Genomic DNA, 14,519 nt, shown 5'->3' on the forward strand with positions numbered 1-14,519 from the left:
GCATATGATTCCAGGCGAATATATTTTATGTGATGAAAATATTATGATTAATGAAGGTCGTGTTACCTCCTCTCTTCAGGTGGTTAATTCAGGAGATAGACCTGTTCAAGTGGGCTCTCATTATCATTTTTATGAAACTAATATGTGTCTATTATTTGATCGTGAATTAGCAAAGGGGATGAGATTAAATATTCCGGCAGGTACTGCTGTCAGATTTGAGCCAGGGCAGAGTAGAAAAGTAGAGCTGGTAGAGATCGCAGGTTTAAGAAACATTTTTGGTTTTCAGGGAAAAATTCAAGGTGAGTTGAAATGATTAATTTATTTAAATATGTATCTGTACTACTCTGTACGTTATTGTTTATTCCAGAAATTGCTTTTGCTCATCCGGGCCATGGCCAGGGTTTTCTGGGAGGTATAGTTCATCCTTTTACTGGCATAGATCATATATTAGGGATGCTTGGAATGGGGGCATGGGCAGCGCTCAGAGCCAATAAAAAAGGAATATGGTTTTTTGTGATCTACCTTACAGGGCTTCTTGTAGGGGGGGTGATAGGGATTACTTTTAATTTACACATTAATCCTGATATTTATATTGCTTTATCAATTGCTATGACGGGTTGTTTTATTATTAGGAGATCCGATACCAATTGGATGACTCAATTAATATTAACGTCGTCCTTTGCTTTAGGTCACGGCGTAGCGCATGGTATGGAAGTCCCTCGCTTAGCACATCCTACCGAGTTCATTTTAGGATTTTTAATTTCAAGTTCAATCATATTTTGTTTGGGTTTCTTGTTTGGGAAGAAAATTCATACACAATCCCAACTTAAAAGAAATACCGGATATATTCTTTTCTTATCCGCGATTGGTTTGATGATGGAGAGTTAAATGACTCAAAAAATGGATCGAAAAGCTTACGCTGAAATGTTTGGTCCCACTACCGGGGATCGGATACGTTTAGCGGATACAGAACTGTTTATAGAAATAGAAAAGGATCTCACCACGTATGGTGAAGAAGTAAAATTTGGTGGTGGCAAAGTTATTCGTGACGGCATGGGCCAATCTCAATTAACGGCAAAAGATGTGGCTGATACGGTGATTACCAATCCCGTGATCATTGATCCTATATTGGGAGTCATCAAAGCTGATCTTGGAATTAAGGATGGACGTATATGGAGAATTGGTAAAGCTGGAAATCCTGATATTCAACCCAATGTGACTATTCCAATAGGCGGAGCAACTGAAATCATTGCGGGTGAGGGCTTGATTATTACCGCCGGAGGCATTGACTCTCATATCCATTTTATCTGTCCACAACAAATTGAAGAGGCTCTATGCTCGGGTATCACGACAATGTTAGGTGGTGGGACAGGACCTGCTACAGGGACCTTTGCCACAACCTGTACTCCAGGACCTTGGCATATTCATAATATGTTAAAAGCAGCAGACTCCTTTCCTATGAATTTGGGGTTTATGGGAAAAGGTAATGTTTCCAAACCAGAGCCTTTGCTAGAGCAAATTAAAGCTGGAGCTATTGGTTTGAAACTTCACGAAGATTGGGGTAGCACGCCTGCGGCAATAGATAATTGTCTGACCGTGGCAGATCAGTATGATATTCAGGTGGCAATACATACTGATACCTTAAATGAATCAGGTTTTGTGGAAACCACTATTGCTGCTTTTAAAAATAGAACTATACATACTTTTCATACTGAAGGTGCAGGAGGTGGTCATGCTCCTGATATTATTAAAGCAGCTGGTCTGAATAACGTTTTACCGTCATCTACTAATCCAACTAGACCTTATACAGTCAATACTATTGATGAGCACCTGGATATGCTGATGGTATGTCACCATTTGGACTCATCCATAGCAGAGGATGTGGCTTTTGCAGAATCTCGGATTAGACGGGAAACTATTGCTGCAGAAGATATACTGCATGACATGGGTGTTTTCTCCATGATGTCATCAGATTCTCAGGCCATGGGGAGAGTGGGAGAGGTGATTATTAGAACTTGGCAAACAGCACACAAAATGAAATGTCAGCGTGGCCCATTACCAGAGGACAATGAAGGTCATGATAATTATAGAGTAAAAAGGTACATCGCAAAATATACCATCAATCCAGCTATTTCTCATGGTATCAGTCATGAGGTGGGGACCTTAGAGGAGAATAAGTTAGCTGATATTATTCTATGGAAGCCAAGTTTTTTTGGTGTAAAACCCCTTCAGATTCTAAAGGGAGGAGTTATCGCCTATTCAGTGATGGGTGATCCTAACGCCTCTATTCCAACGCCACAACCTGTGCATTATCGACCTATGTTTGGCGCCTATGGTAAAAGTGTATGGTTAAATAGCGTTACTTTCGTGTCACAAGTGTCAATGGCTACGGAAGAGCTAAAATCGTTAGGCTTAGAAAAACGCTTGGTTGCAGTGAAGAATACGAGACAAGTGACCAAACAAGACATGATCTTGAATAATGCAACCCCGGTGATTACCGTGGATCCTGAAACGTATTTAGTGTGTGCGGATGGGCTCCCTTTAGTGTGTGAGCCCTTTGATGAACTCCCTTTGGCGCAAAGATATTTTCTTTTTTAGGGAGTTAACGATGCTTGTTATTGAAAAAAAAATACACTCAGACTCACATCCTATTGACGGTTTTTTAGTGCTACCCTTTGAACTACGCTGTAAAAATCGTCTATTAACTCAGTTAGAAAGTGGTGAAGAGGTCGGACTTTTTTTAGAAAGAGGAACCGTGTTACGTGGAGGGGATAAACTTCTCACTAATGATGAACGTATCATAGAGGTGCTGGGTGCCCCGGAACTATTAACGGTTGCCTTAACAACTGATATGAATCTACTCGCTCGAGCCGCCTATCATCTTGGTAATAGGCATATTCCAGTTGAAATAAGAAGTGATCGACTACTTTTTCAAAGAGATCATGTTCTTGCAGAAATGGTCAATCGATTAGGGTTACAGGTGGAGGAAGCGCATATACCCTTTGAACCCGAATCAGGTGCTTATGGTAAACATGTGGGCCATTCTCATGGTCACAGCACAGACGGCATAGGAAGAGGGGCGAGAATTCATGAAATGCAGTGACTTAAATGAAGACCTTGCCTTATTTAAGTTATTACATATTGTTAGTCCAAGTTTACCCACCGGGGGATTTAGCTACTCACAGACTCTTGAGTGGTGGGTGGATAATCATGTTGTCCATGACGAGCCTTCATTTGTCACCTGGTTATCAGATATGTTTTTGTTTTCTCAATACCGCTGTGATTTAGTTTTTTTTCGGCAGGCATTTGAAGCGATTGAAAACAACAATATTACTCAATTCTTGGACATAAATAATTTGTTTCTTTCCTCTAGAGAAACCAGTGAGCTCAGAGCAGAAACCATTCAGATGGGCTATTCATTATTAAAGTTAGTCCCTGATATAACGCAAATGGATGTCAAGAAAATGGGTTTAGATCAACATTCTTTATGTTATCCAATGGTTTGGGCTTTTCTCAGTTTTCATTGTCAGCTCAGTGCGGATATTGCACAAAAGGGATACCTTTGGAGTTGGCTTGAAAATCTAGTGATGGTGGGCGTCAAAGTTATACCCCTTGGTCAAAGTGCTGGTCAACGAATTTTAATGAAGTTGATGGGGCTTCTCATTATACAAATGAATAGTCATCGAGACGGACGATTTGAAGCAACGCCTATGACTGTGTTACCAGGTCTTGCCATTGCAAGTTCCTGTCATGAATCACAATATACGAGGTTATTTCGGTCATGAATCAAACAAAAGAGTTATTACGGGTTGGGATTGGTGGGCCCGTTGGATCCGGTAAGACAGCATTGACTTTAGAGCTGTGTATAGCCTTTCGAGACAAATATAATATTGCTGCGGTAACGAATGATATTTACACAGAAGAGGATGCGCAGTTTTTAGTCAGGAATCAAGCCCTCTCTCCCAGTCGGATTATGGGGGTTGAGACAGGAGGTTGTCCACATACTGCCATTAGAGAAGATGCAAGTATCAACCTAGAAGCGATTGATCGTTTAAGTCATAAATTCCCTGATCTTGACATGGTGTTTGTTGAAAGTGGAGGCGATAATCTGGCTGCAACGTTTAGTCCCGAACTGTCTGATCTCACGCTATACGTGATTGACGTGGCAGCTGGAGATAAAATCCCGAGAAAAGGAGGGCCAGGTATTACTAAATCAGATTTGTTAATTATTAATAAAATTGATTTAGCACCCTATGTGGGAGCCTCTCTTGAAGTCATGGATCATGACGCAAAAAAGATGCGAGGAGATAAACCCTATGTGTTTACTAATTTAAAAACAAAACAAGGTTTAGATAAAGTGATTCAATTTATTGTCGATAAAGGTATGTTATGAGCGAATACTCCAGATTAGGAGTATTTAATGTTCGTCGAGATTACAACACGTGGGTTGCTGATGAGACGATGGAGGATTACGCTCTTAGATATACGCCGAAATCCTTTCGTAAATGGAGTGTTTTTAGAGTTGCTAATACTGCCTTTAGCACCTCCTCTTTTATGGTGCTGGAAGCACTGGGTGCTACGCTGTTAATCCATTATGGTGGCGTTAATACACTTTACGCCATCTTGTCAGCCGCATTGATTATTTTTATTGTTAGTTTACCCATTGGCTACTATTCAGCTAAATATAACTTAGATATGGACCTCTTAACGCGAGGTTCTGGCTTCGGTTATTTGGGTTCCACCATTACCTCTCTCATTTATGCAGCCTTTACGTTTATATTTTTTGCATTAGAAGCGGCAATTATGGCCTATGCACTCAGTATTGTGCTGCATATTCAACTGACCTGGGCTTATCTAATTTGTGCACTAATTGTTATACCTATCGTTGCAAAAGGCATCACCTCTATTAGTAAATTTCAAGTCATAACTCAACCCTTTTGGCTTATTCTACTTATTCTCCCTTATTTATATTTGTTTTCAACTAACTCAGCCTTATTTGAAGATATTATGAGATTTAATGGGGTCATTGATAATTCCGGTGGATTTCAGATAAGTAAGTTCTTTTTAGCCTTGACAGTTGTCTTGCCTTTACTGGCACAAATGGGCGAACAGGCAGATTATTTAAGATTTATGCCGTCCAAAACACCGGAGAACAAAAACACCTGGTACATGGGTGTTCTAATCGGCGGCTCAGGGTGGGTTATTTTAAGTTCGTTTAAAATTTTTGGTGGCGCAATACTCGCTTATATTGCTTATCGTCTTGGTTTAGAGTTGGAACAAACACTTAATCCAAATGTGTTATATTTTATTATTTATCAACAAATATTTAGAAACTATACGGTAATTTTACTGTTATCTGCCGCATTAATATTAATCTCCCAGCTAAAAATTAATGTAACCAATGCCTATGCAGGGTCACTTGCTTGGTCTAATTTTTTTTCCCGTCTGACACATAGCCATCCTGGTCGAGTGGTTTGGGTAATCTTTAATATAGTCATCGCGTTACTATTAATGGAATTAAATCTGATTCAAGTAATGGATAGTGTATTAGGACTGTTTTCTAATATTGCTGTTCCTTGGATCATGACAGTGTTTGCTGATATTGTTATCAATAAACAAGTGGGGCTATCTCCTAAGGGGATAGAGTTTAGACGTGCGTATCTCTATGATATTAATCCTGTAGGTTTTTTTAGCGTTATTTTAACAGCCACCCTGTCAATAATCATGTATTCAGGATTGTTAGGGAGAGAGTATAAACCTTATGCAATCATTGTGGCCTTAGTCCTTCCATTAATATTGACACCCTTGTTGGCTTATTTGAGTAAAGGTCAATACTATTTGGCGAGAGACAGTAGTCAAGCCCCCCATGCAGAAGATACTTCTTGTAAGTGTATCGTTTGTGAAAACAAATTTGAGCATCAAGATATGGCAGATTGTCCAGCCTACCAAGGTAACATCTGTTCACTGTGTTGTACGCTAGATGTTAGATGTCATGACCAATGTAAGCCTACAGCTAAAATTTCTAATCAGTTTAATATTTTCTTGGCTCGTTACTTACCAGATAGATTTATCATCATTTTAAACTCCGGTGTAGGGCATTACTTGATACTCTTTGTGTCGTTTTCTTTGTTACTGTCCCTAATACTCTTTTTATTTTATTATCAAGATATCCATCAAGACTCAACATTAAGTTTTTATGGTTTCACCGAATTTGTTAAAGAATTTTATACAAAAATATTTATTGCCATTACCTTAATTACTGGGATAGTTTCTTGGTGGTTGGTATTGGTCAGCAGAAGTCGACAAGTAGCACTTGAAGAAGCCAAGTCGCAAACCGATCTGTTAATCAAAGAAATCATATCTCATACCAAAACTGATCAACTATTACAAAACGCGATTAAAGTTGCTGATTTAGCGAATGTGGCGAAGAGTCGCTACATTATGTCCATTAGTCATGAATTAAGGACTCCCCTTAATAGTATATTAGGTTACGCCCAGATTCTAGATACGGATAAAAATATTCCAGAAAATAGAAGATCTGCGATCGCCACCATTAGAAAAAGCGGTGAACATTTGCTTTCTTTGATTGAAGGGACCATGGATATTGCCAGAATCGAAAGTGGGAAAATGAAATTAAATATTACTCACTTTCAGTTTAGGGATTTAATTCAACAAATTGTGAGTATGTTTGAATTGCAAGCGTACAAAAAGAAGTTAAAGTTTGAGTTTAATTCCGTTTCATATCTTCCTGTTGTGGTCAAAGGTGATAGTTCGAGAATCAGACAAGTGTTAATTAATGTACTAGGTAATGCCATTAAATTTACCAAACAAGGTAAGGTATCGCTTAAAACAAAATATCAGGGTGATATAGCTACTTTTATCATTGAGGACACAGGACCTGGAATCAGTCATACGGAAATCGATAAAATCTTTGATCCTTTTTCTCGTGTGGGCGGTATCTCAACGGAGCTTGAGGGAGGGACTGGGTTGGGATTATCCATCACCAAAATGCTAGTAGGGATTATGGGTGGAGAAATATCGGTGATGAGTGAGATAAATGTTGGAACAGTATTTACTATTAAATTATATTTACCTCAAATCGTTACACAAAATGCAAATATTGATTTTAATAAAAATATCATTATAGGTTATGAGGGAGCCAGAAAAAAAATCCTAGTGATCGATAATGAGGAAATTGACAGAATATTATTAAAAAGTTTTTTAAGTCCCTTGGGGTTTGATGTGTATGAGGCGGAAAGTGGCGAAATGGCTCTCTCAGTTGTTGCGGATGTCTCACCGGATCTGGTTTTTGTGGATCTAGCCATGGCTGGGATTGATGGCTGGGAAACCATCAGACAGCTTAAGTATAAAATGAACTACACTAATAGTATTGCAATTATATCGGCCAACGCTTTCGAGGTGAATACAGAAAACAATTATGGTATTACTACCGATGCTTTTTTTATTAAACCCGTTGTGATGGACGAGTTATTACAATTTATAGGCAATAAACTTAATTTGACTTGGAAAATTCATGAGGTTGAACCCACTATCCCTACTCTGTTAACTAAAGACTTTGTTTGTCCTCCCTTAGTATTACTAATAAAACTCAAAAATTGTTTGGATTCGGGTTACTGGAAAGGAATTTTGGTAGCCTTAGATGAAATTTTAAATACTGATCCTATTTATGGGGATTTTGTTAACTACTCCAGAATATTAACAAGTCAGTTTAAATTAGATGAGTTACGTCTTTTTTTAGATAAGAAAATGAATGAGTAATTATGCATACTATTTTGGTTATTGATGATACCCCTGAAAATTTAGCAGTATTGCATGATGCGTTGGATGAGGCAGGCTATATCGTACTCGTTGCGACAAGTGGTGAGATTGCTTTTAATATCATTAAACATAACATTCCAGATCTCATTCTGTTAGACGCAATGATGCCGGTGATGAATGGTTTTGATGTGGCACTAGAAATTAAGAAAAATCCGTTAACCAGTACCTTGCCAATTATTTTTATGACTGGTTTAACAGAAACAGAAAATATTGTAAAAGCTTTTAACAGTGGTGTAGTGGATTACATTACCAAACCCATCAAACCTGAGGAAGTGCTCGTTAGAATTGCTGCACATTTAAAAATCTCCAAGGAAAATACTCAAATTAGAGATCTCTTAGACCAAGTGGATTTAGCGACTATTTCTATTAATACGAAATCAAATACTGTCAATTGGTTAAGTAAACGTACTGGTGTGTTATTAGAGAGATATTGTGATTTGGTAGAGGTTAACTGGGCAAATCAACTGCTTGCACTTTTAAAAGGATTCAATCTTAGTAAGGATAATATGGATGCTCCATTTATCATCGGTCAAAAAGATGGTGCTCGATTATTTTGTCAAATTAGAAGTTTTTATGATCAAAGCCACGAATTGATTTTGACTCTTAGGGAAGAAAATGAAACTCTGGCCATTGAGCTTTTACAAAAAGAGTTTGATATCACTCTAAAAGAATCTGAAGTGTTATATTGGTTGGTAAAGGGTAAAACCAACAAAGAAATCAGTATTATACTGGGCTCAAGCCATCGAACTGTGGACAAACACGTTGAACATCTGTTTGATAAAATTCAGGCGGAAAATAGAAACGCGATTATAAATATAGTGATGAGTAATAAAAACGTGAGATATCTATTAACTCAATATTAGACTATTGTAACGTTGCGTGAGTGTTATTAATTCTTCGTAGGAATATCGAAAGCGTACACCCCATTTTTTTATAATGGGGTGTACTATGACTGCAATAGTGAACAACGTGTTTAACTGATTTTACTGAGGCAGAAGTTGCCCTCTAATTTCTCCGGATTTGTGGTTGGCACTATGAACGTTTGCATAAAGCTCGCCTTTTTTGAAACTTTCAACTTGCTCTTTTGTTAAGGAGGCTCCTGCTGGAATTGACCAGGTGTTTTCATCGGTTTTAGTCAACTTAATGATCACCGGGCCATTTTTCCCTTTGGCGGCCAGATGGACGTGTGCCATGGTACCCTTAATGTTTTTCGTGATGACGCTCCCTGATATGGCTCCATCCTTATCTATGTTGAACTCGCCCATTCCTGAGGCTTGGGTACTCACCGCAGGAACTTCTTGTGCTCCTTCAAGTTGAATCTTGATGGTTTGAGCAGATACAGATAATGTCCATAAGCTGATTAATATTCCTGCAATGAGCTTCATCATGGATAGATGTATTTTCATAGTATTTCCTTTTTTGTAGTTAAAAAACCAAATAAACTCGATAACAAGAGAGGTGTTGAGGCAACTTCATGCCATGCATATCATTTTACTATACGTGAATTTTGACATTATTTTTATGAATTTGTTTAATAAGAAGAGAGAGGAATTTTTTTAATAGAGCAATGAAATGAATGAGTTACTTATGCTTGTATTGTGTAGAAGAATAAGCACGGGTTACTTCAGGAGAGCGTAGGCTTTTATGTTTTGTTTTGCGTCCGGTAACGCGTTCTCGCCATATTTTGTAGGAGTTCTGCTTTAATTGTTGCCGCATCAGCGCTTTGACCTGTTTCTCCGGCATATTGAATTGTTTTTCAATGGCCTCAAAGGGGGTTCGATCCTCCCATGCCATTTCAATTATTCTTGATATTTCTTCTTCTGTCATAGTCATTAAGTTATGATAAACACAATTTACAATTGATGAATCAAATCTATTAAATTACTATGTTAATCATTTCACAGCCATTTCGTGCACTGGTGATCGGTTCATCAGGAACCCTCGGACACAGTTTCGTTAAAACTCTGCAACAGCATCATGACTGTAAGGAAGTTTTGGAGCTCAGTCGACAAACTGTTCCCAATATTGATTATCAAGAACCCAAAACAATTGTTACGGCTTTTGACCATTTTAAATATCAACCCCCTTTCCAGCTAATTATTAATACCATTGGCGTGTTACATACATCAGAGTGGATGCCTGAAAAAAGACTCAAAGATCTTAACGAAGTTCAATTAAGAGAGCAGTTTTTAGTGAATACCATTGGACCTGCTTTAACTATTCAGCAATTTAGTCAACTAATGGATCCCCGAGGTGGAGTTTTTGTATGCTTGTCCGCGAAGGTAGGCAGTATTAGTGATAATCGCTTAGGGGGCTGGTATAGTTACCGTGCTTCCAAAGCGGCCTTGAATATGCTCATTAAAACTGCCGCTATTGAGTTAAAAAGAACACAGCCCAACATGGCGCTCGTTGCAATGCACCCCGGTACGGTGAAGTCACCCCTCTCTCAACCTTTTCGTGGCAACGAAATAGGGAGAGATCCTGACCAGGCTGCCCAAGAGATCTTGTCGGTTATACTGTCACTGTCCCTTGAAGACAGCGGATCATTTAAAAGTTATAGCGGTGAAAACCTGCCATGGTAGAGAGGTTACATGGTTTTGGTCAGGAAGCACATTAACGGATAAAAAGCAGATTATTATATTATTTAGGCGTATAATAATCGCTACTAACCAAAGGAAGTTAACACGGGAAGCAACCTCCCTCTTCCTGTTTAAGAGAGCTGTTTTATGGGTTCTCTTTTTTTTGTTAATTTCCCCAACCATGATGCAACAGTCTTCTCCAGACCAATTAGTTTGGTTGTTTAATTTCTATTAAAATTTCATTACGTCTAAACATGGGTAGTGTCCAGGGCGGGTTGTAACGCGCCAATTGAGGTAATCCCACCATTGTATAGTGGTGTTGGGTTGCCCAGTGAAGAGTCTCATTAATTTTTGTCTGAATGGTTGACTCGCTATTAAAACCAGAATAGCGATTGACCACATAGTAGCGTTGTGGCACCACTTTTAATTGAACGGCAGGATTGTTAGGTTGGGGAATGTTATCTAAGGTGTATGGTTGAGGCATGACAAAACTCACGTACCAAGAGGTAGTCTCAGTAAAGGTGTGTTCGCTGTCTTGCGGGGTCACAGTAACTGGGGCAGTCATGGTGATCTTTGCTGATTGAGGAGTAACAATGACTGGCGCTGTCATAGGGATTTTCTGGGAATCTTTGCCGTTGGGCAGATGGTTATTGCCGAAAATATAATCAGCAATTGTTCTAAAGCCCTGCCTTGACGCATCATTCATGGAGCCCGAAACGTGTGTTTCTGCAATCAGCATGGGACTGTACTGACGAACCTCGAAGTTGTCTTGAGTTAATATCACTTGATAGGAAGGTTGCTCAGTGGCCATGACTAGCTCTATCCTAAAAAAAGTAAAACAAATGAGTAGTGTAAACAGTATTTTCTCATGCATAGGAACATTCTTTAGTGACTGAATACTCCTTTGACTTGCCTCAGTGAGAATAAGTTGCTGCATGATTTATGGCTTTATTTATTCCGTGAGAAAGCCCCCTTGTTAGTAATACACAGAGTACGCATTTTGATGAAGGTGATAGGTACACCAAAGGGGAAAAACACAATGGCACCAATCACCCAATAAAAGGAATTTTTCTTTAACAGATTAGCCAGTTTTGCCAGGAAAAATAAAAATACAACATTACTGAATATCATGACCACTATGTCTGCGGTGAGTAAGACTCCATCAACAACTAATATACCTACTAAGGGCAGTGTAAAAGCAATAAGAGAATACAGAAGATAACGATAAGTTTTCATTATTTCTGTTTGTTCTTGTCTATTTCTTTTAAACATTGCTTTTTTTACTCAATCTCAGTAAGACAATATTTCCAACTAGATAGTTAACTGCTATGCGTGAAAGCGTTTTCTAGTAAATGGGCATAACTAAGTAAACGTTTATCCTCATGCAAAGCACCAATCACCGTTAGACCCAGTGGTAACTTTCTGAGGCTATAGCCAATGGGTAAATGGCATGTGGGATTACCCAATAGCGTCCACAGACGGCTCATAATTGGGTTGCCGGTGTTGTCTAACCCATCGGGTGCTTCGCCAAGGGTGCTGGGTGCAATCAGAATATCCACTTCATTAAACAGTTGAGCCATTTTCTCCTGGCCAAGTCGTTGTTGTTCAAAGGCCGCTTGAACCTCATCGTCTCCGATGGCCATACCCTTTTTAATATACTCACCGAGTTTTGGGCTGAGGCTAGCGCTTGCTTGCTGCCATTCAGGGGCGAGCGAGGAGGCCATTTCATGATACATAATCGTTTCTTGTGCTTGGGTGAGTTGCTCGCCCAGCTCTTTGAGGTGAATGGGCTTCAGGGTGAAACCCTGCTTAATTAAAATTTGCTTGGCAAGATCGAGTACTCTTTTTGCATCATAAGTAATCTCTGCCCAAAGCGGTTCTTCAAGAAAGCCTATAACTGGTGGGTTGATAGTGAAATCCATTAATTCATGACCAATTAGGCAGCCCACAGCATACGCCACATCATCCACCCTGAGCCCCATCATGCCCAGCGTATCAAGACTGGGGCTGAGGGGTTTAACACCCTGCATAGTAAGTAATCCATAGCTCGGCTTATAGCCCACTACCCCACAAAAAGCAGCAGGACGGGTAATGGATGCGGCCGTTTGGGTGGCGAAGGCAAGGGGGGTCATGGCGCAGGCCACTGCCGCAGCCGAGCCGCTTGAGGATCCTCCGGGGGTCACGGTCACATCTATATTAAGAGAAACTGGATTGATGGTGGGTCCCGGGTTTAAAAACGCAAATTCTGTAGTGACTGTTTTACCCAGGATAATGCCACCTAGGTCAAGATAGCGTTCAACGATGGCAGCATTTTCTTGAGGTTGATAGCCTTCGTAGAGACTCGATCCGTAGGAGGTAGGAAGATGCTTGGTATTAATGAGATCTTTCACACCAATTGGGATACCTGCTAAGGGGTAAGATTGCAAGTCCAGCGCTACTTCAAAGCGCTCTAGCTGTCTTTTAATATCCTCAGGGTTAAGGGTTTTCCAAGCATGAATTTTAGGCTCAATATGTTCAATACCAGTATAGTAGGCTTGAATAATTTCGTGAGGAGTGATGTCACCAGACTGAACCTGGGAGACTAACTGACGGACAGATAATGGAACAATGTCTTGAAGGGTTTTCATGGTTGGCTAACAATCATTATAAAAATTCAATTATATCGACTTTTATAGACTACTCATTTTATTTTAGTTGTAGTGCATTGATTTTTTTAATCAGGTTTTGTTGTCGATAACGAATGGCTCTGGGTGTCAGTAAATATAGTTCTGATAACTCTTTTATGCTTAACGACAGGGATAGAGACAGAAAATTCTTTTCCTTATCATTGAGCATTAATTGCATCAATTTCTGTTGTTGAAAGTTTCGCTGCTCTGAAGCGTTCTGATCTTCTTCAGCGATGAGTTGAACTAATGGATCATTAGTGAAGTCATGGTGTTGTTGAAACAAATAATCAAGATGATCGTTCATGTCATGATTTTCCGTATCAAGATGATGGGGTAAATTGGATTGGTAAGAGTGAGGATAACGCCGAGCGAGTCCCCACAGTTTTCCCATAATATAGGATTGAAAGCTACCTATCTTTCCATCATAGTTGGTGTGACCACCACAAATTTGCCAACATAACAGCCTGGCTTCCTGTTCAATATCGGATAAAGATAAGGTACATTGACGTTCAATCCTCTTAAAATCAGAGGGATTTAAACTGGTAAATAATTCTAGCCATAGCTCATTCATGCTTGTTTAATATCCTTTGTGAGTTGTTCATTGATGATTTTTTCAATGGCTTGGATTAAAGCTTTTTTAGTTACAAATCCCCTTAACCATAAGGGATTAAGAGGGATAGTGATGGTGGAGCGCGGTACTGGGGTGACTAAGCTCTCTCTATGGCTTGTGGTGATTGTATTTAATATAGGGAGTTCTCTTTGGGGATCAGACTCTTTATATCGCTGCCTTATTTTTTGGCACAGAGTGGACGTGATCGGGCAAGTATCTGTTAGTAATTGGCGTTGCGCCGGAAGAGGGAGACTTCTGAACACAAGTAATACAGAAATACTTTTTAATCGACCACTTTCAAAGAGGGATCTGTATGGAGCCGTATTAGCCAGAAGATGCGCTTTGACCCAATCATGACGTTTACCTAATACTTCGGAGAGTTGTTGAGTACTGATCCCATCTTGAATTAACTGAATAATGATATCAATACTTTCTATGGCAGTTAATTCTTCTCTAAAGACGTTTTCAGAATATTGCATTAAGCGGGTTAAGGACTGCGAATGAGGATCATCCCGAACGATAATGGGTACCTTTTCAAGGCCCGCATTCTTAGCAGCAATGAGTCTTCGTTCACCACACAAGAGTGTGAAATGTTGAAGACTATTTTGCTTGACTAACAGGGGTTGCAGTAATCCCAATTGTTTAATGTTGTGTGATAGCTCATGGATGGTATCAGTATTAAACAGTTTTCTGGGTTGTAGCGGATCAGGATGAATCCATTGAATGGGTATTTCTTGGGGTAAGGATAGGTGACTCATTGCATCTCTCAAAGAGTGGACTAAGTAATGATTCTAAAATCCTCAAGAAAGACATAGGTAGTGTTGG

16 protein-coding genes are annotated in these 14,519 nt (G+C 39.4%); 9 read left to right on the top strand and 7 right to left on the bottom strand.

Translation table 11 applies throughout. The annotated features are described in order from the left end of the window. Positions 1-4 precede the first annotated feature (4 nt). Genes FERRO_RS05920 through FERRO_RS05955 form a run of 8 tightly spaced genes read left to right on the top strand, consistent with a single transcriptional unit; the run spans position 5 to position 8,702 of the window. Positions 5-313 (top strand): urease subunit beta, encoded by a 309-nt coding sequence (locus tag FERRO_RS05920; RefSeq protein ID WP_056929974.1) that lies wholly within the window; start codon positions 5-7, stop codon positions 311-313. After that, positions 310-888, top strand: coding sequence for a HupE/UreJ family protein (locus FERRO_RS05925; protein WP_056929975.1), 579 nt, complete (start codon positions 310-312; stop codon positions 886-888). The genes FERRO_RS05920 and FERRO_RS05925 overlap by 4 nt, the downstream gene beginning before the upstream one ends. Further along, positions 889-2,598, top strand: coding sequence for an urease subunit alpha (ureC, locus tag FERRO_RS05930; protein WP_056929976.1), 1,710 nt, complete (start codon positions 889-891; stop codon positions 2,596-2,598). A gap of 10 nt (positions 2,599-2,608) precedes the next feature. Beyond that, positions 2,609-3,103, top strand: coding sequence for an urease accessory protein UreE (gene ureE, locus FERRO_RS05935; RefSeq protein ID WP_056929977.1), 495 nt, complete (start codon positions 2,609-2,611; stop codon positions 3,101-3,103). Beyond that, the gene (locus FERRO_RS05940; protein WP_056929978.1) at positions 3,090-3,785 is read left to right on the top strand and encodes an urease accessory protein UreF; all 696 of its coding nucleotides are present in this window, start codon (positions 3,090-3,092) and stop codon (positions 3,783-3,785) included. Before ureE ends, FERRO_RS05940 begins: the two co-directional genes overlap by 14 nt. Further along, entirely contained in the window at positions 3,782-4,393 is a 612-nt protein-coding gene (gene ureG, locus FERRO_RS05945; protein ID WP_056929979.1) for an urease accessory protein UreG, read from the top strand. Before FERRO_RS05940 ends, ureG begins: the two co-directional genes overlap by 4 nt. Then, a complete protein-coding gene (locus tag FERRO_RS05950; protein WP_056929980.1) occupies positions 4,390-7,779 on the top strand; it encodes a hybrid sensor histidine kinase/response regulator in 3,390 nt (1,129 codons plus the stop codon). The genes ureG and FERRO_RS05950 overlap by 4 nt, the downstream gene beginning before the upstream one ends. 2 nt (positions 7,780-7,781) lie before the next feature. Continuing rightward, a complete protein-coding gene (locus FERRO_RS05955; RefSeq protein ID WP_056929981.1) occupies positions 7,782-8,702 on the top strand; it encodes a response regulator in 921 nt (306 codons plus the stop codon). Positions 8,703-8,822: 120 nt separating this feature from the next. On the opposite strand, the gene FERRO_RS05960 is transcribed toward FERRO_RS05955, so the two are convergent. Beyond that, complete coding sequence (locus FERRO_RS05960; RefSeq protein WP_056929982.1) at positions 8,823-9,245, bottom strand: CHRD domain-containing protein; 423 nt, start codon at positions 9,243-9,245, stop codon at positions 8,823-8,825. Between the two features lie 175 nt (positions 9,246-9,420). Next, the gene (locus FERRO_RS05965; protein WP_056929983.1) at positions 9,421-9,672 is read right to left on the bottom strand and encodes a TIGR03643 family protein; all 252 of its coding nucleotides are present in this window, start codon (positions 9,670-9,672) and stop codon (positions 9,421-9,423) included. Positions 9,673-9,725: 53 nt separating this feature from the next. On the opposite strand from FERRO_RS05965, the gene FERRO_RS05970 reads away from it, so the two are divergent. Then, complete coding sequence (locus FERRO_RS05970; RefSeq protein ID WP_056929984.1) at positions 9,726-10,421, top strand: SDR family NAD(P)-dependent oxidoreductase; 696 nt, start codon at positions 9,726-9,728, stop codon at positions 10,419-10,421. Positions 10,422-10,626: 205 nt separating this feature from the next. Here the strand turns inward: FERRO_RS05970 and FERRO_RS05975 are convergent, their stop codons facing one another. Genes FERRO_RS05975 through FERRO_RS05995 form a run of 5 tightly spaced genes read right to left on the bottom strand, consistent with a single transcriptional unit; the run spans position 10,627 to position 14,452 of the window. After that, entirely contained in the window at positions 10,627-11,355 is a 729-nt protein-coding gene (locus tag FERRO_RS05975) for an SOUL family heme-binding protein (protein ID WP_204374775.1), read from the bottom strand. Between the two features lie 11 nt (positions 11,356-11,366). Then, positions 11,367-11,690, bottom strand: coding sequence for a hypothetical protein (locus FERRO_RS05980; RefSeq protein WP_056929986.1), 324 nt, complete (start codon positions 11,688-11,690; stop codon positions 11,367-11,369). A gap of 47 nt (positions 11,691-11,737) precedes the next feature. Beyond that, positions 11,738-13,045, bottom strand: a complete 1,308-nt coding sequence (locus FERRO_RS05985) for an amidase (RefSeq protein ID WP_056929987.1) — start codon at positions 13,043-13,045, stop codon at positions 11,738-11,740. A gap of 58 nt (positions 13,046-13,103) precedes the next feature. Further along, positions 13,104-13,655, bottom strand: a complete 552-nt coding sequence (locus tag FERRO_RS05990; RefSeq protein WP_056929988.1) for a hypothetical protein — start codon at positions 13,653-13,655, stop codon at positions 13,104-13,106. Next, a complete protein-coding gene (locus tag FERRO_RS05995; protein WP_056929989.1) occupies positions 13,652-14,452 on the bottom strand; it encodes a ParB/RepB/Spo0J family partition protein in 801 nt (266 codons plus the stop codon). Before FERRO_RS05995 ends, FERRO_RS05990 begins: the two co-directional genes overlap by 4 nt. Between the last annotated feature and the right edge of the window lie 67 nt (positions 14,453-14,519).

The sequence above is a fragment of the Ferrovum sp. JA12 genome (genome assembly GCF_001431705.1).
Lineage (GTDB): Bacteria > Pseudomonadota > Gammaproteobacteria > Burkholderiales > Ferrovaceae > PN-J185.

What these genes read in the sequence shown, in the direction of transcription:
- FERRO_RS05920 (WP_056929974.1), top strand. Translation starts at nt 5, where the DNA reads ATGATTCCAGGCGAATATATTTTATGTGATGAAAATATTATGATTAAT.
- FERRO_RS05925 (WP_056929975.1), top strand. Translation starts at nt 310, where the DNA reads ATGATTAATTTATTTAAATATGTATCTGTACTACTCTGTACGTTATTG.
- ureC (WP_056929976.1), top strand. Translation starts at nt 889, where the DNA reads ATGACTCAAAAAATGGATCGAAAAGCTTACGCTGAAATGTTTGGTCCC.
- ureE (WP_056929977.1), top strand. Translation starts at nt 2,609, where the DNA reads ATGCTTGTTATTGAAAAAAAAATACACTCAGACTCACATCCTATTGAC.
- FERRO_RS05940 (WP_056929978.1), top strand. Translation starts at nt 3,090, where the DNA reads ATGAAATGCAGTGACTTAAATGAAGACCTTGCCTTATTTAAGTTATTA.
- ureG (WP_056929979.1), top strand. Translation starts at nt 3,782, where the DNA reads ATGAATCAAACAAAAGAGTTATTACGGGTTGGGATTGGTGGGCCCGTT.
- FERRO_RS05950 (WP_056929980.1), top strand. Translation starts at nt 4,390, where the DNA reads ATGAGCGAATACTCCAGATTAGGAGTATTTAATGTTCGTCGAGATTAC.
- FERRO_RS05955 (WP_056929981.1), top strand. Translation starts at nt 7,782, where the DNA reads ATGCATACTATTTTGGTTATTGATGATACCCCTGAAAATTTAGCAGTA.
- FERRO_RS05960 (WP_056929982.1), bottom strand. Translation starts at nt 9,245, where the DNA reads ATGAAAATACATCTATCCATGATGAAGCTCATTGCAGGAATATTAATC.
- FERRO_RS05965 (WP_056929983.1), bottom strand. Translation starts at nt 9,672, where the DNA reads ATGACTATGACAGAAGAAGAAATATCAAGAATAATTGAAATGGCATGG.
- FERRO_RS05970 (WP_056929984.1), top strand. Translation starts at nt 9,726, where the DNA reads ATGTTAATCATTTCACAGCCATTTCGTGCACTGGTGATCGGTTCATCA.
- FERRO_RS05975 (WP_204374775.1), bottom strand. Translation starts at nt 11,355, where the DNA reads ATGCAGCAACTTATTCTCACTGAGGCAAGTCAAAGGAGTATTCAGTCA.
- FERRO_RS05980 (WP_056929986.1), bottom strand. Translation starts at nt 11,690, where the DNA reads ATGTTTAAAAGAAATAGACAAGAACAAACAGAAATAATGAAAACTTAT.
- FERRO_RS05985 (WP_056929987.1), bottom strand. Translation starts at nt 13,045, where the DNA reads ATGAAAACCCTTCAAGACATTGTTCCATTATCTGTCCGTCAGTTAGTC.
- FERRO_RS05990 (WP_056929988.1), bottom strand. Translation starts at nt 13,655, where the DNA reads ATGAATGAGCTATGGCTAGAATTATTTACCAGTTTAAATCCCTCTGAT.
- FERRO_RS05995 (WP_056929989.1), bottom strand. Translation starts at nt 14,452, where the DNA reads ATGAGTCACCTATCCTTACCCCAAGAAATACCCATTCAATGGATTCAT.